Annotated in this window: 23 protein-coding genes and 1 pseudogene; 14 read left to right on the top strand and 10 right to left on the bottom strand. The window is 72.8% G+C overall.

What is annotated here, in order from left to right:
• Window positions 1–32 precede the first annotated feature (32 nt).
• Window positions 33–377: a putative quinol monooxygenase gene (locus MUY22_RS32840; RefSeq protein WP_247051048.1), complete on the top strand. Its 345-nt coding sequence runs from the start codon at window positions 33–35 to the stop codon at window positions 375–377.
• On the opposite strand, the gene MUY22_RS32835 is transcribed toward MUY22_RS32840, so the two are convergent.
• Window positions 343–1,125, bottom strand: coding sequence for an oxidoreductase (locus MUY22_RS32835; protein WP_247051047.1), 783 nt, complete (start codon window positions 1,123–1,125; stop codon window positions 343–345). The two genes, MUY22_RS32840 and MUY22_RS32835, sit on opposite strands and share 35 nt — an antisense overlap.
• A 75-nt stretch (window positions 1,126–1,200) precedes the next feature.
• On the opposite strand from MUY22_RS32835, the gene MUY22_RS32830 reads away from it, so the two are divergent.
• The 3 genes from MUY22_RS32830 (at window position 1,201) to MUY22_RS32820 (ending at window position 3,138) form a co-directional block, all read left to right on the top strand.
• On the top strand, window positions 1,201–1,689 hold the full coding sequence (locus tag MUY22_RS32830) for a MarR family winged helix-turn-helix transcriptional regulator (RefSeq protein WP_247051046.1): 489 nt from the start codon (window positions 1,201–1,203) through the stop codon (window positions 1,687–1,689).
• 86 nt (window positions 1,690–1,775) lie between these two features.
• Window positions 1,776–2,384, top strand: coding sequence for a TMEM175 family protein (locus tag MUY22_RS32825; RefSeq protein WP_247051045.1), 609 nt, complete (start codon window positions 1,776–1,778; stop codon window positions 2,382–2,384).
• Window positions 2,385–2,403: 19 nt separating this feature from the next.
• Complete coding sequence (locus MUY22_RS32820) at window positions 2,404–3,138, top strand: hypothetical protein (protein ID WP_247051044.1); 735 nt, start codon at window positions 2,404–2,406, stop codon at window positions 3,136–3,138.
• Here MUY22_RS32820 and MUY22_RS32815 read toward each other — a convergent pair.
• Window positions 3,105–4,577: an MDR family MFS transporter gene (locus MUY22_RS32815; RefSeq protein ID WP_247051043.1), complete on the bottom strand. Its 1,473-nt coding sequence runs from the start codon at window positions 4,575–4,577 to the stop codon at window positions 3,105–3,107. The genes MUY22_RS32820 and MUY22_RS32815 overlap by 34 nt on opposite strands.
• Before the next feature lie 88 nt (window positions 4,578–4,665).
• Between MUY22_RS32815 and MUY22_RS32810 the strand changes: the two genes are divergently transcribed.
• Window positions 4,666–5,250, top strand: a complete 585-nt coding sequence (locus tag MUY22_RS32810) for a TetR/AcrR family transcriptional regulator (protein ID WP_247051042.1) — start codon at window positions 4,666–4,668, stop codon at window positions 5,248–5,250.
• 223 nt (window positions 5,251–5,473) lie between these two features.
• Entirely contained in the window at window positions 5,474–5,824 is a 351-nt protein-coding gene (locus tag MUY22_RS32805) for a DoxX family protein (protein ID WP_247051041.1), read from the top strand.
• On the opposite strand, the gene MUY22_RS32800 is transcribed toward MUY22_RS32805, so the two are convergent.
• The 4 genes from MUY22_RS32800 to MUY22_RS32785 form a co-directional block, all read right to left on the bottom strand.
• The gene (locus MUY22_RS32800; RefSeq protein WP_247051040.1) at window positions 5,825–7,852 is read right to left on the bottom strand and encodes a glycosyl hydrolase family 65 protein; all 2,028 of its coding nucleotides are present in this window, start codon (window positions 7,850–7,852) and stop codon (window positions 5,825–5,827) included.
• Window positions 7,853–7,962: 110 nt separating this feature from the next.
• Window positions 7,963–8,865, bottom strand: a complete 903-nt coding sequence (locus MUY22_RS32795) for an NADP-dependent oxidoreductase (RefSeq protein WP_247051039.1) — start codon at window positions 8,863–8,865, stop codon at window positions 7,963–7,965.
• A complete protein-coding gene (locus tag MUY22_RS32790) occupies window positions 8,862–9,818 on the bottom strand; it encodes an alpha/beta hydrolase (protein WP_247051038.1) in 957 nt (318 codons plus the stop codon). The genes MUY22_RS32795 and MUY22_RS32790 overlap by 4 nt, the downstream gene beginning before the upstream one ends.
• Before the next feature lie 27 nt (window positions 9,819–9,845).
• On the bottom strand, window positions 9,846–10,406 hold the full coding sequence (locus MUY22_RS32785; protein ID WP_247051037.1) for a hypothetical protein: 561 nt from the start codon (window positions 10,404–10,406) through the stop codon (window positions 9,846–9,848).
• Between the two features lie 139 nt (window positions 10,407–10,545).
• On the opposite strand from MUY22_RS32785, the gene MUY22_RS32780 reads away from it, so the two are divergent.
• From MUY22_RS32780 to MUY22_RS32765, 4 genes are all read left to right on the top strand, one after another.
• A complete protein-coding gene (locus tag MUY22_RS32780) occupies window positions 10,546–11,115 on the top strand; it encodes a TetR/AcrR family transcriptional regulator (RefSeq protein ID WP_247051036.1) in 570 nt (189 codons plus the stop codon).
• A 61-nt stretch (window positions 11,116–11,176) separates the two neighbouring features.
• Window positions 11,177–12,094: a serine protease gene (locus MUY22_RS32775; RefSeq protein ID WP_247051035.1), complete on the top strand. Its 918-nt coding sequence runs from the start codon at window positions 11,177–11,179 to the stop codon at window positions 12,092–12,094.
• Between the two features lie 117 nt (window positions 12,095–12,211).
• Window positions 12,212–12,847 carry a hypothetical protein gene (locus tag MUY22_RS32770; RefSeq protein WP_247064233.1) on the top strand — a complete coding sequence of 212 codons (636 nt, stop codon included), beginning with the start codon at window positions 12,212–12,214 and terminating at the stop codon, window positions 12,845–12,847.
• Complete coding sequence (locus MUY22_RS32765; RefSeq protein ID WP_247051034.1) at window positions 12,844–14,001, top strand: PrsW family intramembrane metalloprotease; 1,158 nt, start codon at window positions 12,844–12,846, stop codon at window positions 13,999–14,001. The genes MUY22_RS32770 and MUY22_RS32765 overlap by 4 nt, the downstream gene beginning before the upstream one ends.
• Window positions 14,002–14,074: 73 nt before the next feature.
• Here the strand turns inward: MUY22_RS32765 and MUY22_RS32760 are convergent, their stop codons facing one another.
• Complete coding sequence (locus tag MUY22_RS32760) at window positions 14,075–14,575, bottom strand: DUF6630 family protein (RefSeq protein WP_247051033.1); 501 nt, start codon at window positions 14,573–14,575, stop codon at window positions 14,075–14,077.
• A gap of 78 nt (window positions 14,576–14,653) precedes the next feature.
• On the opposite strand from MUY22_RS32760, the gene MUY22_RS32755 reads away from it, so the two are divergent.
• Window positions 14,654–16,240: an amidase gene (locus tag MUY22_RS32755; RefSeq protein WP_247051032.1), complete on the top strand. Its 1,587-nt coding sequence runs from the start codon at window positions 14,654–14,656 to the stop codon at window positions 16,238–16,240.
• Between the two features lie 14 nt (window positions 16,241–16,254).
• Here the strand turns inward: MUY22_RS32755 and MUY22_RS32750 are convergent, their stop codons facing one another.
• Together MUY22_RS32750 and MUY22_RS32745 are read right to left on the bottom strand one after the other, a co-directional pair.
• Window positions 16,255–17,118, bottom strand: coding sequence for an AraC family transcriptional regulator (locus MUY22_RS32750; RefSeq protein WP_247051031.1), 864 nt, complete (start codon window positions 17,116–17,118; stop codon window positions 16,255–16,257).
• Window positions 17,119–17,151: 33 nt separating this feature from the next.
• On the bottom strand, window positions 17,152–17,574 hold the full coding sequence (locus MUY22_RS32745; RefSeq protein WP_247051030.1) for a hypothetical protein: 423 nt from the start codon (window positions 17,572–17,574) through the stop codon (window positions 17,152–17,154).
• A 115-nt stretch (window positions 17,575–17,689) separates the two neighbouring features.
• Between MUY22_RS32745 and MUY22_RS32740 the strand changes: the two are divergent.
• The 3 genes and pseudogenes from MUY22_RS32740 to MUY22_RS32730 form a co-directional block, all read left to right on the top strand.
• A pseudogene (locus MUY22_RS32740) lies at window positions 17,690–18,412 on the top strand (oxaloacetate decarboxylase); the annotation flags it as partial.
• A 265-nt stretch (window positions 18,413–18,677) separates the two neighbouring features.
• A complete protein-coding gene (locus MUY22_RS32735) occupies window positions 18,678–19,496 on the top strand; it encodes an alpha/beta fold hydrolase (protein ID WP_247051029.1) in 819 nt (272 codons plus the stop codon).
• Between the two features lie 43 nt (window positions 19,497–19,539).
• Window positions 19,540–20,112, top strand: a complete 573-nt coding sequence (locus MUY22_RS32730; RefSeq protein WP_247051028.1) for a TetR/AcrR family transcriptional regulator — start codon at window positions 19,540–19,542, stop codon at window positions 20,110–20,112.
• Between the two features lie 102 nt (window positions 20,113–20,214).
• On the opposite strand, the gene MUY22_RS32725 is transcribed toward MUY22_RS32730, so the two are convergent.
• A complete protein-coding gene (locus MUY22_RS32725; protein WP_247051027.1) occupies window positions 20,215–21,630 on the bottom strand; it encodes a hypothetical protein in 1,416 nt (471 codons plus the stop codon).
• Between the last annotated feature and the right edge of the window lie 14 nt (window positions 21,631–21,644).

Raw genomic sequence — 21,644 nt, 5'->3', positions numbered from 1 at the left:
CCTTATCCGGCGAGCGAACGGAGCCAGATCACATGAGCACCACGGTCCTCACCGAACTCTTCGCCCGGCCCGGGCGAGGTGACGACGTCGCCGCCCTGCTGCTGGAGATCCTGCGCGAAAGCCTGGCACACCAGGGCTGCGAGACGATCCGGATCATCCGGGACCAGGACGATCCCGACCACGTCGCCGGGCTGACCCAGTGGACCGAGCGGCAGGACTACACCGGCTACCTCGGCTGGCGGACCGCGCACGGCTTCACCGGCACCTTCGAAGCGATGCTCACCCGGCCGCTGGTGATCAGCTACTACGACGAACTGTATGCCGGGCAAGGGATCGCCGCGGTCACAGGGTCGGGAGCAGGCCGCCGTCCACGGTGATGGTCGTGCCCGTCACGTAGGACGCGCGTGGCGAGGCCAGGAACGCGATCAGCTCCGCGGCCTCGTCCGCTCGGCCCGGCCGGCCCAGCGGCACGGTCAGCGACGCGTGGAACTGCGCGCGGACCTCGTCCACGGTGCGGCCCGAGTTTCCCGCCAGCTGCGCCAAAGTGGCGTCGAGCGCGCTGGTCTCGACGACGCCGGGCAGCACCGTGGTGACGCGGACGCCGTGCGGGCCGCAGGCGGTGGCGAGGCCCTTGCTGTAGGCGTTGAGCGCGGCTTTCGCGGCCGCGTAAGGAATACCCGACGGCTGCGGGTAGCGGGCGGCGCCGGACGAGACGTGCACGACGGCGCCGCTGCCCTGCGCGGTCAGGTGCGGCACCAGGATCCGGTCCAGGCGCACGACCGACAGCAGGTTCGCGTCCAGGTTCGCCTGCCAGTCGTCGTCGGTCGCCGCGAGCACGCCGGCAGGTACGTGGCGGTTGCGGCCGGCGTTGGCCACCAGGACGTCGAGGCCGCCCAGGTGACCGAGCGCCGCTTCGGCGGCGGCCTCGATCTCGGCCGGCACGGTCAGGTCGGCGGTCACCAGGTGCACGCCGTCCGGCACGTCGGCCGGCGTGCGGGCGATGGCGACCACGCGCGCGCCGGCCGCGACGAGGCGGGCCACGGTGGCGGCACCGATCCCCCGCGTGCCACCCGTGACGACGGCACGCGCACCCGCAAGACCCAGGTCATCGCGGCTTTCGAGCATGGCGGACCTCCGAAAGTGCTTGAGTTGACTATATCGTTTAGCACGCTACACGATGTAGTTCGCTACAGTGAGCCGGTGACCACCGTCCCGGCCGCCGGCCACCGCGACAGCCCCGGCCTGATGTTCGCCCTGCTCGGCAACGAGACGATGCGCCGGCTGCGGGACGCGCACACCGCGAACGACCTGACCCCGCGCCAGTTCCAGATCCTCGGCCTGCTCCACGACCGCGGCCCGCTCGGCCAGACCGACCTGGCGACCGCCGTCGACACCGCCGCCAGCATCCTGGTCACCCAGCTCAACCCCCTGGAGGCGGCCGGTCTCGTCTCCCGCGACCGCGACCCCCACGACCGCCGCCGCCACGTCGTGCTGCTCACCGCCCTCGGCCGGGAGCGGCTGGAGAAGGCCGCCGCCGCCCAGCAGGCGGTCGAGGACGACGTGTTCCGGGCGCTCACCCCGGCCCAGCGCGCCCAGCTGACCCGGCTGCTGATCCTGGTCCGCGACGACCTCACCGGCGGCCACGAACAGTGCGGCACCCCGGCTTCCCTGGACCGCGATACCCGCTAGGCCGCGCTGGTCCTGCCGTCGGCGACCCCGCCACACCGCGCCAGTAGCCTGGGCCGGCTGTGGCCGATCACCGACAGGAGCTCCCCATGGAACGGCAGAGGTCGCCCGAGAGGCTGGTCTTCTTCAGCGACGCCGTCGTCGCCATCGCCCTGACGCTGCTGGTGCTGCCGCTCACCGAGCTCGTGCCGGAACTGATCGCGGCCGGCGCGCCCGCGACGGAGGCCGTCACCGGGAATTGGCCGAAGATCTTCAGCTTCCTGCTCAGCTTCGCCGTGATCGGCCGGTTCTGGCTCACCCACCACCGCATCTTCGAGCACGTGCGCGCGTTCAACACCCCGCTCGTGCTCGTCAACTTCTGCTGGCTGCTCACCATCGCCGTGCTGCCGTTCCCGACCCAGCTCATCGGCGCCTTCCAGTCGCAGCGCTTCACGGTGCTGTTCTACCTCGGCACCCTGCTCGCCGGCAGCGTGTGCCACACCGCGCTGCTGTTCATCGTCCGCCGCGACCCCGCGGTCCACGGCGACGCCGAACCCGTGTCGGACGCCTGGGCCCGCAGCTTCGTCGTGAGCACGGGCATCTTCGCCCTCGCGGTGGTCGTCGCCTGCGTCCGGCCGGGTTTCGGGTACTACGTCCTGCTGCTGCTCGCCCTGCAGCCGCTGTTCACCCGCCGGCAGCCGGCGGCCACGCCGGCCTGACGGCGGAGCAGGTGGCAGGATGCCGCGCATGCGAGTGACGCGCTACGGACCGTCCGAAGAGGCCGGACGCGGCCGGCTGGACACGAACACCGTCGCGCGGCTCGACGACGTCGGGACCTTCACCGGCCTGCTCGGCGTCCTCGGCGCACTGCGGGCCGAGCACGACCCGGCCCGTATCCTCTGCACGCTCGACGACGTCAACCAGTGCGCGTACACGAGCGGGCACGCGCGCGAAGACGACCGGCTCTGGTCGGACAGCGACGACGCCGACGCCCGCGCCGCCCACATCGCCGCCGCCCTCGACGATCCCGGGTCGCGGGTCGCGTGGGCGGACCTGCCCGGCGAGCGCCTCGGCGGGGAAGCCGACGTCGCGGCCCTCGTCGAGGTGAACCGGGACCCGGACGGCTTCCTCGACGACGTCGTGCTCGTCCAGCGCGTGCCCGTGCCCCGCGACGACCTCGCGATCGCCGGGATCCCGAACGGCTACTTCACCGCCGACTGGACCGTCTTCCAGAACCACGCGATCGTCCGGCGGCTGGCCGCGCACGGCTACCGGCACGTGGGGATCGGCGCGTCGCTGCTCGGGTTCGACCGCGCGGCCCCGCCGTCCGAAGACGAGGCCCGCGCGGTCGTCGCCGATCTCAAGCACCTCTACGGCGCGCCCGGCGCCTGGGCACAGCTCGCCGCGTTGCTCACGGAGCGGCCGTACCTGCTTCTCGGCTACACGGAGGACTTCCCGGACTTGACCGGCTGAGCCGCCGCCAACGTCGCCGCGGCCGCGGCGTCGTTGGCGGCTTGGACCTGCTTGCGCCCCGGCAGCCACACGCACAGCGCGGTCGCGAGGAGCGAGAAGCCCGTCGCCCACCAGAACGCGACGTGGAAGCCCGTCACAGCCGCGCCCGGCCCGGCGCCGGCGATGGCCTGCTCCAGGACGACGGCAAGCACCGCCGTGCCGAACGACCCGCCGACCTGCTGCGCGATCCGCGTCAGGACGCTCGCGTGCCCGATCTCGGCGCGGGCGAGCCCGACGTAGGAGGCCGTCATGACCGGCATGGTGACGGCGCCGAGCCCGACGCCGCGGATGAGCAGCCACAGCGCGAGCAGCCAGCCGTCGCTCGTGGCGTCGACGAACGCGAACGGCACGGTCGCGGCCGCGACGACGACGAACCCGGCGACGGCGATGGACTGCGCCCCGATCCGGTCGGTGAGCGGGCCGGCGATCTGGCGGCTGAGCAGGGCCCCGATCCCCTGCGGGACCAGCATGAGCCCGGCGGTCAGCGCCGTCACGCCGCGGACTTCCTGGTAGTACAGGGGAAGCAGCAGCATGGCGCCGAACAGCGAGAAGCCCGACAGGAACAGCACGGCCGTCGACGACCCGACCGAGCGCGCGGCGAGCAGCCGGATGTCCACGAGCGGGTCGCGGTGACGCAGCGCGTAGAGCGTGAAGGCGACGAGGAAGACCACGCCGATCGCGAGCGGCGCGAGGACGTCGAACCGGCCGAAGCCGGCCGCACCGGCGTTGGAGAGGCCGAGGAGCACGGCCACGATGCCCGGGACGAGCAGCACGAGCCCCCACACGTCGAGCCGGGCCCGCGCGGCGGCCGGCGGGTCCTCGGGGAGGTAGCGGCCGGCGAGGATCAGGCCGGCGACGCAGAACGGCACGTTGACCCAGAACATGAAGCGCCAGCTGTAGTCCGTGATGATCGCGCCGCCGGCGAGCGGGCCGAGGATCGGCCCGAGCAGCCCGGGCAGCGCGACCCAGGTCATCGTCCTGCCGAGCGCGTGTCCCCCGGCGGCCTGCATGATCAGCGTCGTCATCACCGGCAGCATCAGCCCGCCGCCGAGGCCCTGCAGGACGCGCCAGCCGATGAGCGATCCCGCGTCCCACGCGAGGCTCGACCCGATCGAGCCGGCGAGGAAGACGGTGAGGGCGAACATCCAGACCCGCTTGCCACCGAAGCGGGTGAGCGCCCAGGTGCTGAGCGGGACCGCCGCGCCGAGCGCGAGCATGTAGCCGGTCGTCACCCACTGGATCGTCGAGACCGGGACGTCGAGGCTGGTCGCCAGCTGGTGCAGGGCGACGCTGACGATCGTCGTGTCGAACACGACCGCCAGCGCCCCCACGACCAGGATCAACGCCGTCTTCAGCACTTTCGGGTCGACGCCGTCGCGCGCCGGGGTGTCCGCTGTCATCACTACCCCAATAAGAGAGGGATTATTTCCTTATTGGCGAGAGTAGGAGGACTGGCGAAGGAATGCAAGTCTCTCTTATCCTGGACGCATGCCGACCGAGGTCAAACGCCGCCGCCGGGGAACCGAGCTGGAGCACGCGCTCCTCGACGCGACCTGGGAGGAGCTGGCGGAAGCCGGCTTCGCGAAGCTGACGATGGAGTCCGTCGCGGACCGCGCGAAGACCGGGATCGCGGTGCTCTACCGCCGCTGGCCGGACAAGAACGCCCTGGTGCTCGCCGCCATCCGGCACTACGGCGACACCCACCCGGTCGAGATCCCGGACACCGGCAGCCTCCGCGACGACCTGCTCGCGCTGCTCCGGAACATCAACGCCGGCCGCATCGAGCTGGCGACGCTCGTCGGCGCGACGTTCGCGGGCCTGCACGACAGCGCCGGCCTCACCCCGGAGGAGGTCCGGCTGACGGTCCTCGGCGACGGCCCGAAACGCTCCGACCCGGTGTACCGCCGCGCCCACGACCGCGGCGAGATCGACCTGACGCGCATCCCGCAGGACGTCCTCGACCTGCCGTTCCAGCTCATGCGCCACGACATCCTGATGACGCTGAAGCAGGTCTCCCCCGAGCGCATCCGCTCGATCGTCGACGACGTCTTCTGGCCGCTCGTCTCGGGCTGACCCCACTCCCCCGGGCGGCTTCCCCACCCGGCGGCGAGGCGCCGGTGAGCGGTCTGCCGCGGCTGGTCGTGAGTGTTTAGGGCGGTTAGAACCGCCCTAAACACTCACGAGGGCCGCGGCAGAGGATTCGCCGGCAGCATCACGTCACCGGCCGAGTTCCGGGCTGTCACGTCTTGCGGGCCCGCGTCGTCCATCGGCGGACAGCCCAGCAGAAAGGGAGGCCATGTTCGCCGCCTATCTCAGCGTTACCCTCGTCGCCGCGGTTTTCACCGGTAGTGCCGCCGTTTTCTACCTGATCGGGCACGACTACCCGAAAGCCCAGGCGGACATGAAGGGCGTCCCGCGGCCGTGGCTGCCGTGGCTGGGTGCGGCCCTCGCCGCAGGGGCGGCCGGGCTGCTGGCCGGGCTCGCCGTGCCGCTGCTGGGCGTGCTCGCCGCCGGTGGGCTGGTGCTGTACTTCCTCGGCGCGCTCACCGCCCACCTGCGCGTCGGTTCCCGTCAGCTTGTCGGCGGAGTCGTGTTTCTGGCTCTCGCCGTGGCGGACCTCGTGCTGAACCTGGGCTACCACGGGTAGTCAGCCGCGGTACTCCAGCCAGTCGAGGTTGATCGAGCCGGTGTCGCCGGGCGCGTAGGACAGCGTCACCACCGGGTCCCGGCCGGTCAGTGGCACGCCGGTGAACGTCACCGTGCCCCAGTCGTCCCAGCTGCCGGAGACCACCGGGAAGCTCACCTGCCGCACGGCTTTTCCGGCCACCGACAGGGTCATCGTGCGCGCGTCGCCGTTGGCGTTCGCGTACCGCACGGTGATCGCGCCGGTCGTGGCGTCGGCCGAAGTGCGGTGCAGCGTGAACGACGACGCGGCGCCCTGGGCCCACAGCCCGTCGAGGAACGCGCGGCCGGAGTAGCCGGTGTGGTTGACGTTCGTCTTGACCCCGCCGGTGTTGTGCGCGTCTTCGGCCTCGAGGTGCCCGGGGGCGGGACAGCCGGCGACGGTGCCGGCCGTGTCGGCGCAGCGGTCGGCGGCGTCCGCCACGTGGTCGCCGTCCCGGTCGCCGGCGGGCGCGCCGGTGAGGGTGATCTCGACGCGGTGGCTGCCGCTCAAGGTCGCCGGGACGGCGTTGCCGGGCGCGGGCCGGCCGTCGAGGGTGAACGCGCTGATCCGGGTGCCCGCCCCGTGCAGGGCGATCGTCAGGTTCGCGTTGCGGTAGCGCAGGTTCCGCAGGGTGACGTCGCCCCAGCCCGCGGGCAGCTCCGGCGTGAACGTCAGGCCGCGGTCGGTGAACGTCAGGCCGAACAGTCCCGTGTGGACCATGTCGAGGAACGCCGTGGCCGACCAGGTCTGGTCGGGCTGTGACCCCCAGTGGAACTTCACCGTGTCGCCGAGCCGCTGCCAGCCGCCGTCGACGACCCCGGTGTCGCCGTTGTAGATCTCCCAGAACCCGCTGTTGCCGCCGGCCAGCTTCGCCAGTTTCGCCGTTTCCGACGCGAACCCGCTCTGGTTTCCCTGCGCCGCCAGCGCTTTCGCCCACAGGCCCTGGACGAGCGGCCAGACGATCGCGTTGTGCCTGCCGGGCTGGGCGGCGGAATAACGGTCCCAGTGCGGGAACGTGTCGGGCAGGCCCCAGGTCATCTCGCGGGCGTGGGCGACGATCGACCGGGCCTGGGCCGGGTCCGCGACGCCGAACAGGATCGCGAACGCCAGCCCGGTGCCCTCCTGGTAGGCGCCTCTCGTGCCGTCGGCGAGCAGCTGGTAGTCGTACAGGCCGGTCGCGCTGTTCCAGAAGTGGTTGTTGATGGCGGCTTTCAGCGCGGCGGCCTTGGTCCGGTAGCCGGCGGCCTCCGTGGGATTTCCCAGCTGGTCGGCCATGTTCGCGGCGTTGACGTAGGCGGCGTAGTAGACCTCGTTGGTGCTCAGGTACATCCCGCTCGCGACGCCCGGCCACGGCGAGCTGCCCGTGCTGACCGACTCGGTCGCGTCGGCGGGCGGCGCGGGGTAGCCGGCGATGCCGTCGTTGAAGAACGACGGGCCGGTGAACAGCCCGTACGTGGCGTTGAACCCGGCCGCGCCGGCGTGCTCCCGGATGGTCAGCGTGTCACCGGCGGTGCGGTAGGCGTCGCCGAGGAACTGCCGGTCCCCCGTGACCAGGTAGTGGTGCCACGCGGCCGTCACCCAGACGACCTGGTCCCACTGCTGGTCGTCCTGCTGCACCCGCAACGCGCCGCTCGCGTCCTTGTCGACGACCGCCCAGAGCGTGTTCTCCGCCAGTGCCGGCGCCAGCAGGCTCGTCGCGTTCCAGCTGTTGATCGACGCGTCCCGGGTCCACGGCTGGTCGTACCCGCCACCGGCGCGGACGAGGCCGACGGCCGGGTCCAGCAAGCCGCTCCTGTCGTAGCGGGCGTCGTAGCCGATCGTGTTGGTGCGCAGCAGGTTGTCCAGCGCGGCCGTGTACGCGGTGCCGAACAGGGCCTGACTGTCCGGGTTCGCGAACTCGAGCGCCGGCGCGGCGACCGGATCCGCCGTCGCCGGCGCCACGCCGGAGACGACGCCGCACGCGGTGACCAGCGCGAGGAGTGCGAGTGCGGTCCTGCGTCCGTGGCTCATGCCGTGCACCTTCCCCGGCACCGGGACCGCCGGACCGAAAGGCCATTGCACCACGGAATCCCGGCCGGGGAGCGGGCCGGCGAAGATCCTGTCCGCTTCTGTCCGGCGCGCTAACCCATCAGCAGTACGAGCTTTCCGCGGACGCGGCCGGCTTCCCCGGCCCGGTGCGCCTCGGCGATGCCGGCCAGCGGGAAGGTGCCGCCGACCCGGACGACGAACCGCCCGGCGCCGGCCAGCCGGCCGATCTCCGCCAGCACGTAGTACGCGCGGCCGGCGTCGCCCCGGCTGAACCGCACCCCGTGCCGCTGCGCGCCGGCGTAGTCCGCGACCGTGACGACGTGCTCCGGGCCGCCCGCGAGGTCGGCCAGTTCGGGCAGGACGCCGTTCCCGGCGACGTCGAGCGCGCGGTCCACGCCGTCGGCGGCCAGCGCGCGCACCCGCTCCGGCATGCCTTCGCCGTACGCGACGGGTTCCGCCCCGAGCGAGCGCAGGAAGTCGTGCGTGGCAGTGCTTCCGGTGCCGATCACGCGGACGCCGCGGGCCACGGCGAGCTGGACGGCGGCGGTGCCGACGCTGCCCGAGGCGCCGTTGACCAGCAGCGTGTCGCCGGCCGCGACGCCGAGCTGGTCGAGGGCCCGCGCCGACGTCTCCCCGGCGACCGGCAGCGCGGCCGCCGAAGCGAAGTCCAGCGACGCCGGGATCGGCGCGTACCAGGACAGCACGGCCCGTTCGGCCTGCGTCGCACCGCCCTCGGACAGCCCGAACACCCGGTCCCCGACGGCCACGTCGGTGACGCCCTCGCCGAGCTCGTCGACGATCCCCGCCGCTTCGTAGCCCATCGTCTGCGGCAGGTCCGGGTCCATCAGGCCTTGGCGCTTCTTCCAGTCGCTCGCGTTGACGCCGGCCGCGCGCACGGCGATCCGGACCTGCCCGGCCGCCGGCCGCGGGTCGGGGAGGTCGACGATTTCGAGCACCTCCGGGGCCCCGAACCGGCTGAACCGCGCGGCTTTCACGCGTCCTCCTTCTCGCGAAGGGGCACGCCGTGCCCGGCGAGGAAACGCCGCTGCTCGGCGACGGCTTCCCGGTCTTCCGGGCTGTCGCCGCCGAACCCGGCGTGCGGCATGGCCTCGAACACGTGCAGGTCGGCCGCGACGCCGGCGTCGCGCAGCCTGCGGTGCATCCGGACGGTGTTGGAAAGGAACAGGTCGCGGGTGCCGCTGCGGAGGAACGTGGGCGGGAAGCCGGTCAGGTCGCCCAGGACCGGCGAGAGGTACGGCTCCCGCGGGTCGGCCCCGGCCGCGTAGAGCGCGTTCGGCGTGCGCAGGCTGCGCAGGACGTTGTCCACGCCGACCAGGGTCCGGAAGGTGTCGCCCGACTCGGTGAGGTCGACCTGCGGGGTGTTGAGCACCAGGGCCGCGGGCATCGGCAGCCCGGCGTCCTTGGCGCGCAACAGAAGCGCCGCGGCGATGTTCCCGCCGGCGGAGTCGCCGCCGACGAACACCCGCGCCGGATCGCGGTCCCGCAGCAGACGCCGGTACACGGCGAGCGCGTCGTCGAGCCCGGCCGGGTACGGGTGCAGCGGCGGCAGCCGGTAGTCCACGCCCCACACGAGCAGCCCCGCGCCCGACGCGGTTCGCGCCGTCGTCGTGCGGCACGCGTCCCCGCCGCCGACCACGAGGCCGCCGGGGTGCATCCAGAGGTAGACCGGCTCGTCCGCGTCCTCCTCGACACCCTCGGGCCTCGCGGCGTACACGGTGACGCCGCCGACGTCCAGGTCCTCGACGGTGACCGGCAGGTCGGCGACCGGGAACCGCCGGGCCGTGGACCGGTTCGCTTCCTCGGCCAGCGCGAGCCAGCCACCGGTGTCGTCCAGGGCCGGGTAGGTCAGCTCGCTCTTGTCGAAGGCGAGCCACTCCCGGGCCTGCTCGCTGACGGTGGACGGGGCGGGGAAGCTGTCGTGGCGCATGACACTACCTTAACTGACTAAATTTAGTCACGCAAGCGCAGTGTTCCGCCGAGCACGGCCCAGGCGCAGGGCGGAGACGAGGAAGAAGATTCCGCCGAGCGTCGCGTAGCCGGCCAGGTTTGTCAGCGAGGCACCGTCCTTGGTGGCCTGCAGGATGAACGAACCCCCGGCCAGCACGGAGATGCCGCCACTGAGGATCATCGGCCACTGCCCGCCGAGGCCGCGGCGGCGGAGTCCGACGACGAGCTGGACGACGCCGGCCACGACGGCCCAGCTCCCCCACACCCGCAGGACGCCGGCGATCCCGCTCGAACCGGCCACGGCCAGGCCGATGGCGGCGAGCAGGCTGATCGCGATGTTCACGTACAGCACCGAAACCGGCTGGGCCGCCTTGGACGAACGGACGTCGACGACGGCGGCGGCCACGTCGAACACCGGGTACAGCACCAGCAGCGCGATGCCGGCGACCCCGAGGCTCGACCCGGTCGCGAACACCAGCGCGGCCCAGACGACGGCGAAGGCGAACCGGACGAAGTACAGCCGTCGCAACGACGAGGCGACGTCGGCGGCGGGAACGGTGGTGGTCATGTTTTCCCCTTCGGACACAGCGAGGTAGATAGAACGATCGGTCTTTCTGATGAGGACTATGGCAGCAGATCGCCGAGTCGTCAAGACCGACCGTTCTATCTGCTACTGTGGAGGCAACGAACCGGAGGCAGGAGTCCAGGTGTCCGAAGCACGCGCGCGGCTGCTCAGTACCGCGACCCGGCTGTTCTACACAGAGGGTCTCCACGCCGTCGGCGTCGACCGGATCATCGCCGAGGCGTCCGTCACCCGCGCCACGCTCTACCGGCACTTCGCGAGCAAGGACGACCTGCTCGTCGCCTACCTGACGGCCGCCGACCAGGCGATCCGCGCCCAGGCCGAAGCCGCCCGGGCCGGTGGCGGCGCCCCGGCCGATGTCGTCCGGGCGGTCGCCCGGTCGATCGCCGACGGCATCCGCTCCCCCGGCTTCCGCGGCTGCGCGTTCCTCAACGCCGCGGCGGAGTACCCCGACCCCGCCCACCCGGTGCACCAGGCCGTCCTCGCCCACCGGCAGTGGTTCCTGGACACCGTCACCGAACTGCTGGCGCGGACCGGCGAGACCGCGCCGGAGCCCGCGGCCCGGCACTTCGTCATGCTCCGCGACGGCGCGATGGCCGCGGGCTGCCTCACCGACCCGGCGCCGATCTGCGAGACGTTCCTGCTCGGCGTCGAAGGAATCCTGCGGTACCGGGACGCTTCCGTCGCGCCGTGAGGCGCTTCAAGATCACCCGCTCGGCGAACAACCCTCCCCGGCGAGCGGGCGTCCACCGGACATGACCACGAACTCGCGCGCCCTTTCCCGAGCCGGCACCCTGCTGGCGGTGGCCGGCACCGCGGCGGCGGTCCTGGCCGCCCCGGCCACCGCGGCCGACGGCGACCAGGTGGTGACGCAGGTGAGCGCGGCCGACCGGGCTGCGGCGCTGGCCCACTGGACGCCGGAGCGGATGCGGCAGTGGGTCGGCGCGGACTGGCTGCCGCCGGCCGAGACGATCGGCCGGGTCTGGGACGGCCCCGTCCCGGCGGGCGTCGGGCGGCTGTTCTTCACCGCCGAGCCCGGGGTCGACGAGTCCTGCACCGCGACCGTGGTGCCCAGTGCGAGCAAGGACGTCGCCCTCACCGCCGGGCACTGCGTCAACGGCGGCCTGGACCGCTTCGACAACCCGATCAAGATCGTCAACGTCGTGTTCGTCCCCGGCTACGACCACGGGGCGGCGCCGTACGGCGTGTTCCCGGTCCGGGCCTTCGCCTGGTCGGCCACCTACTCGGGTCCGACGAGCGGCACGGACGACGACGCGGTGCTCGCGCTGGACCCGGTCGGCGGCCGGCACGCCGCCGACGTCGCGGGCACCCAGGACGTCTCCTTCGACCAGCCGCCGTCCCCGGTGGACACCACGATCCTCGGCTACCCGGTGTCGCAGCTCGCGGGCGGCGAAGCGCTGCTGTCCTGCGCACGGCCGGCCACCCTCGAGGTCAACTCGGTCCTGTCGGACTGGAAGACCGACTGCGACCTGTCCGGCGGCTCCAGCGGCGGCCCGTGGCTGCGGGACTTCGACCCCGCCACCGGCCAGGGCACGATCTTCGGCGTCACCAGCCGGGGCACGATGAGCGAGGACGGCGTCACCCAGGACCTGACGAGCGCCGCGTTCACCGAGCCCGTGCGGGAGCTGTACGAGCGCGCCGGGCGGCTCTGACCCGGATTCACCCGCACGGGTGCACCACGCACCCGGCCTGCCGCGGTGATCGCCGCGGCAGGCCGGTTCGTGTTCTGATGACCGTTACCCGACCCCGCGAGGAGTTGTTCGTTGACCGTGACCGCGCCGGAACCACCGCAGGGCTGGGTGCCGGTCGAGCACCGGCTCTTCGGGCTCGACCGCCGGACCTTCACCCCGGCCCTGATCGTGCTCGCCATCGCCCTGCTGCTCGGCTACGGGCTGCCCGCGCTCAACGCCGCGATCCCCTGGCACAACGAGATCCGGGCCGGTGACCTGCTCGACCTCGGCGACGGCGCGACCGCCGTCCCGCCGGTCGGCTGGCAGCTGCAGAGCGGCACGCTGACCGGCGCCGCCGCCGCGAACCCGACGAGCCTGCAGGTCGTCCTGGCCACCGGCGGCGCGACGATCGCCCTGCGCGGCGCGTCCTACCCCGGCACCGCGGAAGCCTTCCTCGACCAGGTACGGCGTTCGGAGGGCAACGACGCTCCCGCGATCGACGGCACGCGGGGCACGGTGACGACCACCGCCGGGCTCACCGGCGTCGCGCAGAGCACGACGTCGCCGAGCGGTGACGGGCTCGACGTCGCCTTCAAGGTGGCCGGCCGCGGCGAGCCGGCCGACGCCGCGCCCGCGCTGCTGTTCCGGGTGCGTACGGCGCCGGGCCAGTTCGAGCGGTTCCGCGGCGAGATCGACGGCGTCCTGCGCAGCATCACCCCGGGAGCGAACCGGTGACCACGACGTCCGAGACCAAGACGGCCCAGCTCGCCGCCATCGAGCAGTCGGGCTGGGGCCTGCCGTTCCGCTTCTTCCAGCCGCACAACCTGGCGTTCTGGGTGTACCTCGTCGGCGTCGGCGGTGGCGCGCTCGGGATGCTGCGCTACTTCGGCGGCGACGGCGGCTTCTACACCCCGGCCCTGACCGGCGGGATCCTGCTGTTCGGGCTCTACCTCGTGCCCTGGCTGGTGCTGCTGCGCCACCAGAACCGCTACACCGCGCAGCCGGGCCGGCTGCTGACGACGGCGTTCGCCTGGGGCGGGATCGCCGCGACGTTCTGGATCGCGCTCCCGGCCAACACCGCCCTGCTGGAGCTGTGGACGAAGCTCGGCGGCACGGCCTTCGCCGCCGACTGGGCCGCCGGGCTCACCGCCCCGGTCAACGAGGAGTTCGGCAAGGCCCTCGGGCTCGTCCTGCTGATCGGGCTCGCGCCCCGGCTCGTCCGCAGCGTCTACGACGGGTTCATCATCGGCGCCTTCATCGGCCTGGGCTTCCAGGTCTTCGAGGACGTCCTCTACGTCTACAACGGCGCGGCGCAGAGCTTCGGCAGCAACCAGATCGGCGCGTCGCTGCAGGTGTTCCTCTACCGGGGCGCGTCCGGCATCGTGTCGCACGCGCTGTTCAGCGCCATCTTCTGCGCCGGGCTGATGTGGGTGCTGAGCCGGGTGCCGGGTGAGCGCAACGTCGTGCGCGGCGTGCTGACCATGCTGGTGGCGATGCTGTTCCACTTCGCGTGGGACGACATGACCGGCCTCGGCGGCCGCGGTCCCCTGGTCGCCGTGCTGCCGTTCGTGATCGCGGCGATCGAGCTGACGTTCCTGTTCTCCGTCCTGCGCCACGCCGCCCGCCGCGAGCGGGCCTGGACCCGCGACCTGCTCGGCCCGGAAGCCGGCGCGGGCGTGCTCGACCCGCCCCTGCTCGACGCGGTCAGCGGCCTCCGGAAGCAGCGCAAGGCCTACCGCAAGCACGTCCACAGCCGCCGCACGGCGAGGCACCGGATGGCCGCGGCGAGCGACCTGGCCCGGGAGATCGCCCGCGCCGGCGGCCGGGAGACGGACCGGGTCGCCCACGCCCGCGCGGAGGTCGTGCGGCTGGAGCGGCCGGCTCACTGAGGTCCGGCACTCAGGGTCTGTCCCCGCCGCACGTGTTGGCCACCACGCCGCCCGCAACCGCCGACGCGTGACGCTAGGCCGGGAGGACCGCGGCCTTGAAGCCCGCCGCCGCGGCCAGGCCGGGGAGGTCGGCGGCCCGGGCGGGCGGCAGGAGCACGAGCGGGTAGCAGTCGGACTCGATGTCGAGGACGGCGAGCGCGGTGCCCGCGGCCGCCAGCTGCCCGCCCGCCAGCTCCAGGAACTCGAAGGTCGGGAGGTCCGCCTCGGCGAGTGACGCCCACGCCGCGTCCTCGGCCGGCGCGGACCGCAAGGCGCGCAACCGGCCGACGATCTCGTCCGGTGCTTCCTTCCAGTCCACTTCGGCCAGCAGCCCGTGGTCGGCGAGCGCGTCCACCAGGGCGATCCAGGCCAGCTCGGGGATCGCGGTGTCGATGCCGCGGTCGTCGAGGCTGTCGCCGTGTTCTCGCAGGTAGGCCTCGGGATCGTCGTGTGCGGCCGCGGCGTGGGCCCGCACCTGCGGTACCTCCGGCGCCAGCAGCGCGGCCACGGCGATCAGCGCGTCGCGAGCAGTCATGAACGTCCTCCCAGGACACCCATGATCGCACCCGGGCCGACGAATGGCGGCTTGACCCCCGCCGGGTTCAGGAGTCACATGTACGCCGTGATCCGACTGCGCTCGTCCGCCGTGCTCCTCGCCCTCGCCGGCCTCGTCGCGGCCCCGGTGCCCGCACTGGCCGCCGCTGCTCCTGCCCAGGCCGGCCCGGCACTGGGCTTCGACCTGGACGCGGCCACCATCCCCGAGCTCCAGCAGCGGATGGACCACGGCCGGCTGAGCGCCGTGGCGCTGACCGCCGCCTACCTCCACCGGATCGACGCGCTGGACGGCAAGATCCACTCCGTCGTCGCCGTCGACCCGACGGCGTTGCGCGCGGCCGCCGCCAGCGACGCCCGCCGCCGCACCGGCCACACGCTCGGGCAGCTCGACGGGATCCCGGTGCTGCTCAAGGACAACATCGACACCCGGACGCTGCCGGCCACCGCGGGTTCGCGCGCCCTGCCGCGCAGCCGGCCGGCGGCCGACGCCGCCCTCGTGGACCGGCTGCAGCGCGGCGGCGCGGTGATCCTCGGCAAGACCAACCTCTCCGAGTGGGCCAACTACCGCTCCACGAACGCGACGTCCGGCTGGTCCGGGATCGGCGGCCAGACGAACAACCCCTACGTCCTCGACCGCAACCCGTGCGGCTCCTCCTCGGGCTCCGGCGCCGCCGTGGCGGCGAGTCTGGCGCAGGTCGCGATCGGCACCGAGACCGACGGTTCGATCGTCTGCCCGGCCGGCGCCAACGACGTCGTCGGCGAGAAGCCGACGCTGGGCCTGGTCAGCCGGACCGGTGTCGTGCCGATCTCCGCGGAGCAGGACACCGCCGGGCCGCTGGCGCGCCACGTCGTCGACACGGCCATCACGCTGTCCGTCCTGCAGGGACGCGACAAGGCGGACCCCGCGACGGCGGCGATCCCCGCGGGCCAGCCGACGGACTACGCGGCCCTGCTGCGCCCCGGTGCCCTGCGCGGCGCCCGGATCGGCGTCTGGCGCAAGGCCGGCCAGGACGCCGACGTCGACCGCGTCGTCCAGGACGCCGTCCGCACGCTGACCTCGCGCGGCGCGACCGTCGTCGAGGTCGACCTGCCCTACCAGGACGAGATCGGCGCCGCCGAGTCCCCGGCCCTGCGCACCGAGTTCAAGCGCGACGTCAACGCCTACCTCACCCACCGGCCGGGCCACCCCGCGAACCTGAACGAGCTGATCGCGTTCGACAAGAAGGACCCGGTCGAGCTGTCGAAGTTCGGCCAGGAGCTGTTCGAGCAGGCGGCGGCCGCACCGGCCCCGACCGATCCCACCTACCGCGCCCAGCGCGCGACGGCGACGTCGCTGGCCCGCCGGTCGATCGACGAAACCCTGGCGGCGCACCACTTGGACGCCATCGTGGCACCGACCAACAGCCCGGCGTGGAAGACGACGTACGGCACCGGTGACGCGTTCGTCCTCGGCTCGTCGACCCCGGCGGCCGTCTCGGGCTACCCGAACGTCTCGGTCCCGGCCGGGTTCGCGGGCCCGCTCCCGATCGGCGTCTCGTTCTTCGCCGGACGCTGGGCGGACGCGCGGATCCTCTCGCTGGCGGCGGCGTTCGAGAAGGCGGCCCCGGCTCGCCGGGCTCCCACCTTCATCCCGTCGATCGGCTGACCGTCCACAACGGACTACCGGGCCGCGCGGTACTGCGACGGGCTGATGCCGCGCGCCCGGCGGAACGCGGTGCTCAGGTGCTGCGGGTGGCTGAACCCGCAGTCCGCGGCGATCACGCCGATCGGGTCCGCCGTCGCGGCGAGCCGGTGTTCGGCCTCGCGCAGGCGCAGGTCGAGGACCCAGCGCATCGGCGTCACGCCGGTGCTGCGGCGGAACGACCGCAGGAAGTGCCGCGAGCTGAAGCCGGCCACCGCGGCGAGCTGGTCGACGGTGACCGGGTCGCGCAGGTTCCGCCGGACGAAGCCGTCCAGGCGTGACAGCGTCCCGGCCGGCAGCCCGGCGGCGGGCGGTGCGGGCTCCGCCCCGCGCGTCAGCCGCACGAGGTGCGCGAGGCTCTGGCGGGCCACGCCGTCGACGAACAGGTCGAACGTCTCGTCCGGGGCCGCTGCCTCCGCCGTGACCTCGCGCAGCGCGCGGACGAGCGGCGGCCGGTCGAAGCCGACGAGCGCGCGCCGCGGCGCCGGGAGGTCGTGGTCCGCGGCGAGGTCCGGGTCGAGGAACAGCACCGTGTAGCGGCAGAGCCCGTCGATCGCGAACGTGCCGGTGACCTCGGTGTCCGGCGGGATGTAGCACAGGCTGTTGGTCGCGGTGACGACGTCGTGGAACGGCCGGCCGTCCACCGCGAGCCGCAGCTCGCGCACGCCGGAACCCCACCAGAACAGCGCCGCGGCCGGCTGGCGGAAGCGCCAGCCGATCGGGTCCGCCGAGGTGCGGGCCAGGGTTTCGAGCCGGGCGAGCGGGGTGCCGCCCGCCGCGCGCTCGACCACCCGGCCGCCGACCTCCCGCCACGCGGGCCGTTCCTCACCCAGAACCGTCATACCGACATTCGTACCCGCTCCGGAGGTGTCCGGTCAGGACTTCCCGAGCAGCGAACGCACGTGCTGGACGATCTCGTCGTTCGTGTAGGCGTGCCCGCCGATCCCCCAGCCGCCCGGGACGGCCTCGGTCAGCGCGACCCACGTCCGCTCGGCCAGCCCCGGGTCACCCGCGGCCGCGGCGACCTGGGCGGTGATGTCCTGGACGACGCCGAGCTGCTGCTCGCGGTCCAGCGCGCCGGCGTTGGTCGTCACCTGCACGCGGACGTGGTCGCCGCCGCCACCGGCGTCCGACAGCGCGCCGTCGGGCAGCTCGTGCACGAAGGCCGCGGTGTTCCCGGTGAAGAACGGGATCACCGGGACCTTCTCCCACCGCATCATGGTCTGCGCGAGTTCCTGGGCGAGCTTCTTCTTGTCGCCGATGACGCCCGCCGGGGCGTACACGTCGATCATGGGCATGGCGGTTCTCCGTTTCGACCGGTTCACGGCGGTGCAGTCATCCTTGAGCGGTCCGGCGGCGGCGCACTTCCACGAGGCCGCCGTCTGCTACACCTGAGCGTCAGGAAACGAGGAGGTGGCCGGAGTGGCCGATCTGCTGGGACCACGGATCTCCGGGCCGGCGCGGCTGCGGGACCTGCTGGCCGGCGAGGAGATCGTCGTCGCGCCCGGCGCGTACGACGCGCTGAGCGCCCGGCTGGTCGAGGCGGCCGGGTTCCCCGCCGTCTACATGACCGGGTTCGGCACGACGGCGTCGCTGCTCGGCCGGCCGGACGTCGGCCTGCTGACGATGACCGAGATGGTCCAGGCGGCGAGCCGGATCCGCTCGGTGGTCGAGGTGCCGGTGATCGCCGACGCCGACACCGGCTACGGCAACGCCCTCAACGTCATCCGCACGGTCCGCGAGTACGAGGCCGCCGGCGTCGCCGCGATCCACCTGGAGGACCAGGTCGCGCCGAAGCGCTGCGGGCACCTGGACGGCAAGCGCGTCGTGCCCGCCGCGACGATGGCCGACCGGGTCCGGGCGGCGGTCGACGCGCGGTACAACCCGGACTTCGTGCTGATCGCGCGCACCGACGCCCGCGCCGTCGAGGGGCTCGACGCCGCGATCGACCGCGCCCGCCGTTACCGGGACGCCGGTGCCGACATGCTCTTCGTCGAAGCGCTGCAGTCCGAAGCCGAGATCGAACGGGTCGCGGACACCTTCCGCGACGTGCCGCTGCTGTTCAACTGGGCCGAGGGCGGCAAGACCCCGCCGCTGGGCCGGGATCGCTTGCGGGAGCTGGGTTTCCGGCTGGTGATCTGTCCGATCTCGACGCTGCTGGCGGCCACCGAGGCGATGCGGTCGGTGCTCGGCCGGATCGCCCGGGACGGCACGCCGGTCAACGCCGTCCGGGACCTGCCCGGGCTGACGGACTTCGCCGAGCTGGTCGGGCTGCCCGAGATCGAGGAAATCGGCGAGAAGTACGCGACGGCTGATCCCCCTCGGTTGTGCCCTGCGTCACCCTCCTTGACGATTCTAAGACGACCGGTCATATTGAAACGACCGAAGAGAGGACGAGGACATGAGCGAGATCAAGCCCCGGTTCCGCACCATCGACGGGCTGTCCGTCCGCTACGCCGAAAGCGACGGGCCGCACGAGACCGAGGCCTTGCTGCTGAGCCCGTGGCCGGAGAGCCTGTACGCCTTCGACGCGAGCTGGCCGCGGCTGGCGGACCACGCCCGCCTGATCGCCGTGGACCTGCCCGGGTTCGGGCACTCCGAACTGCGGGAGGAGCTGCTCTCCCCGCAGGCGATGGGCGAGTTCGTCGTGCGGATCGCCGACGAGCTGGGCCTGGCGAAGCCGCACGTCGTGGGGCCGGACGTCGGCACCAGCGCGGCGTTGTTCGCGGCGGCGCGGCACCCGGGCCGGTTCGCCACGGTGACCGTCGGCAGCGGCGGGACGTCCGTCCCGCTGAACCTGGGTGGCGTGCTGGACGAGTGGGTGCGGGCCGAGGATCTGGCGCCGTACCGGGCCATGGGACCCAAGGACATCGTGACGTTCGCGCTCGCCACCATCGAGGGGTACGAGCTGCCCGAGGTCGTGCGCGAGGACTACCTGGCCGCCTACCGGGGTCAGCGGTTCGTCGAGCAGATGCCCTACGTCCGGGCGTACCCCGCCGAGCTGCCGATCCTCGGCGACCTGCTGCCCGGCATCGAAACGCCGGTCCAGATCATCGCCGGCGGCAAGGACCCGGTGGTGCCGGTGGCCAACGCCGAGTACCTGCACGAGCGGCTCCCCCACAGCAAGCTCGACGTCCTCGACGCGGGCCACTTCACCTGGGAAGAGGCCGCGGCCGATTACGCCCGGGTGATCACCGAGTGGTGGCGGGCTAACATTTGAGGTGAGGTAGACGACCGCCCATATTGATCCGGAGGAGGCCCCGATGGCCCGGGCCAGCGTGCGAGAGCAGATCGTGGACGCCGCGTACGAGCAGTTCCACCGGCTCGGCTACAACGCGTGCGGCGTCAAGCTGATCACCGACAGCGCGGGCGTGCCCAAGGGGTCGTTCTACAACCACTTCGAGAGCAAGGAAGCGCTGGCACTGGTCGTCATGGAACGCTACGGCGCCACCCGCCGCGTGCCGGACCTGGCCGAGGCGGACGTCGCGCCGCTCACGAGACTGCGTGACCACTTCGGCTTCCTGGCGAGCGACATCGAGAAGCACGGCTACGAACGCGGGTGCGTGTTCGGCAACTTCAGCAACGAAGCGGCCGACCACAGCCCCGCCATCCGCGAAGGCCTGGTGACGAGCTTCGCGAGCTGGTCGGCGGCCGTGGCGAGCACGATCCGCGAAGCCCAGGCCGACGGTTCGGTGACGTCGGAGCAGGACCCGGAGGTACTGGCCCGCTTCCTGGTCAACGCCTGGGAAGGCGCCATCGTGGGCGAACGCGCGGCGAAGGACGGCTCGTCCTTCGCCGCGTTCTTCACCCTCGCGTTCGGCACGCTGCTGCGCTGAGCGGTCGCGCGTCCTGGTGCCGAAGGAGTGACCGACCGGACTCGCACCGGCGGTGGTTCAGCGGTGCCGCGAGCGCGGATGGCGGGCTCGGTTTTCCTTGCGTCAGGCCGTTCCGTCGGCCATCGCGGCCAGGAACGTCGTCCAGGGGCCGTCCGGGAAGCGCTCCTCCACCCGGGCCAGGTTGGCCCGCATAGCCTCCGCCAGAGCGGCGTCGCCCTCGCGCAACGCCGACAGCCGGCGGGCCAGGTCGTGGCCGGCCGGGCGCGGGTCCTCGGGATCCACCTCGACGCGGCTGAAGCCGGGGCCGAAGTGGTCGGCGAACGCGTCGTACGGCGTTACGGCGCACGGGATGCCCGCCAGCGCCGCGAGGGCCGGGCCGAGCCCGACCGTCTCGACGTCGACGCAGCTCGGCGTGAACAGCACCGCGCCGTGCGAGGCCCGCGCCACCCGCACCAGGTCGATCTCGTCCAGCTGCCACGCGCCGGCGCTGTCGCGGTGGCTCGAAATCGGGACCCCGTCGAGGAAGCGGACGGCGTCGGCGGCGTCCGTCTCCGCCACGGCCTCGCGCACGACGTCCGCGTAGCCCGGCTCCTCGTCGAGGCTGCCGAACACCAGCAGGACCGGGTCGGGGACGCCGAGTCGCGCGCATTCGTCACGCGCACCGGCGAACACCCGCACGGAGATGTCCACGCCCTTCACGGCGAAGACCCGCACCGGCACCAGCACGACCGGGCGGTCCGGCTCGATGTCGCGTTCGGCCAGGAACTCGTGGTGGCGGGACTCGAGCGGGCCGCCGGGCACCAGCGGGAGGACGTTGGTGAGCAGCTCCGGCTCCAGCTCGGACGGGTACTTCCGCGCCTCGGTCAGCAACGCCGGCGACACCACCGCCCACCGGTCCGATTCGGTGGTGCCGGGCACGGGCGTGACGTCGTTGGGCGCGGCGGGGTAGAACCGTTTGCCGTCCTCGAAGATCGCGCAGCTGCCGAACAGGTCGTGGTCCCAGTACAGCACCCCGCCCGGCCGGTCCCCCGCCCACCGGCGGGCCGCGGCGCGGTGCAGCGCCGTGGTGACCGGGACGGCGTCCGAGAGGGTGAGGTTGATCGCGATCACCCAGTCGACGTCGTGCTCGGTGAACCAGTCGTAGAAGTACTTTTCGTAGTGTTCGCTGTGGGTCTCGATCTCACGCCGCAACTCGGCGGCCTCGGCCTCGTCGAGCTCCTCCGCCGCGGCCACGGTCCGGCGGATCGTGTCGAGCTTTTCCATCCACCGCGCGGGATCCACCGGCACCGGCACCGCGTCGGAGACCTGCAGCCACGACGGATACTCCGCACCTGGCAGGCCCCGCGGGAAGAACCGCTGCTTGTCCGCCCGCCACGAGTAGCCGAGGTCCGCGGTGACCGGGAACTCCAGCAGGTCCGCCTCACGCGCCCGATCGACGACGTTGCGGAAGATCGTCAGCAACCCGCTGACCGGCAATCCGTCCCCACTGACCACTGCCCAGCGCATCTTCCGCCCCACCCACGGCCTCCTGT

The sequence above is a fragment of the Amycolatopsis sp. WQ 127309 genome, assembly GCF_023023025.1.
Lineage (GTDB): Bacteria > Actinomycetota > Actinomycetes > Mycobacteriales > Pseudonocardiaceae > Amycolatopsis.
The sequence above is the reverse complement of the archived record's forward strand: the minus strand, read 5'-3'. Positions and strand labels throughout refer to the sequence as shown.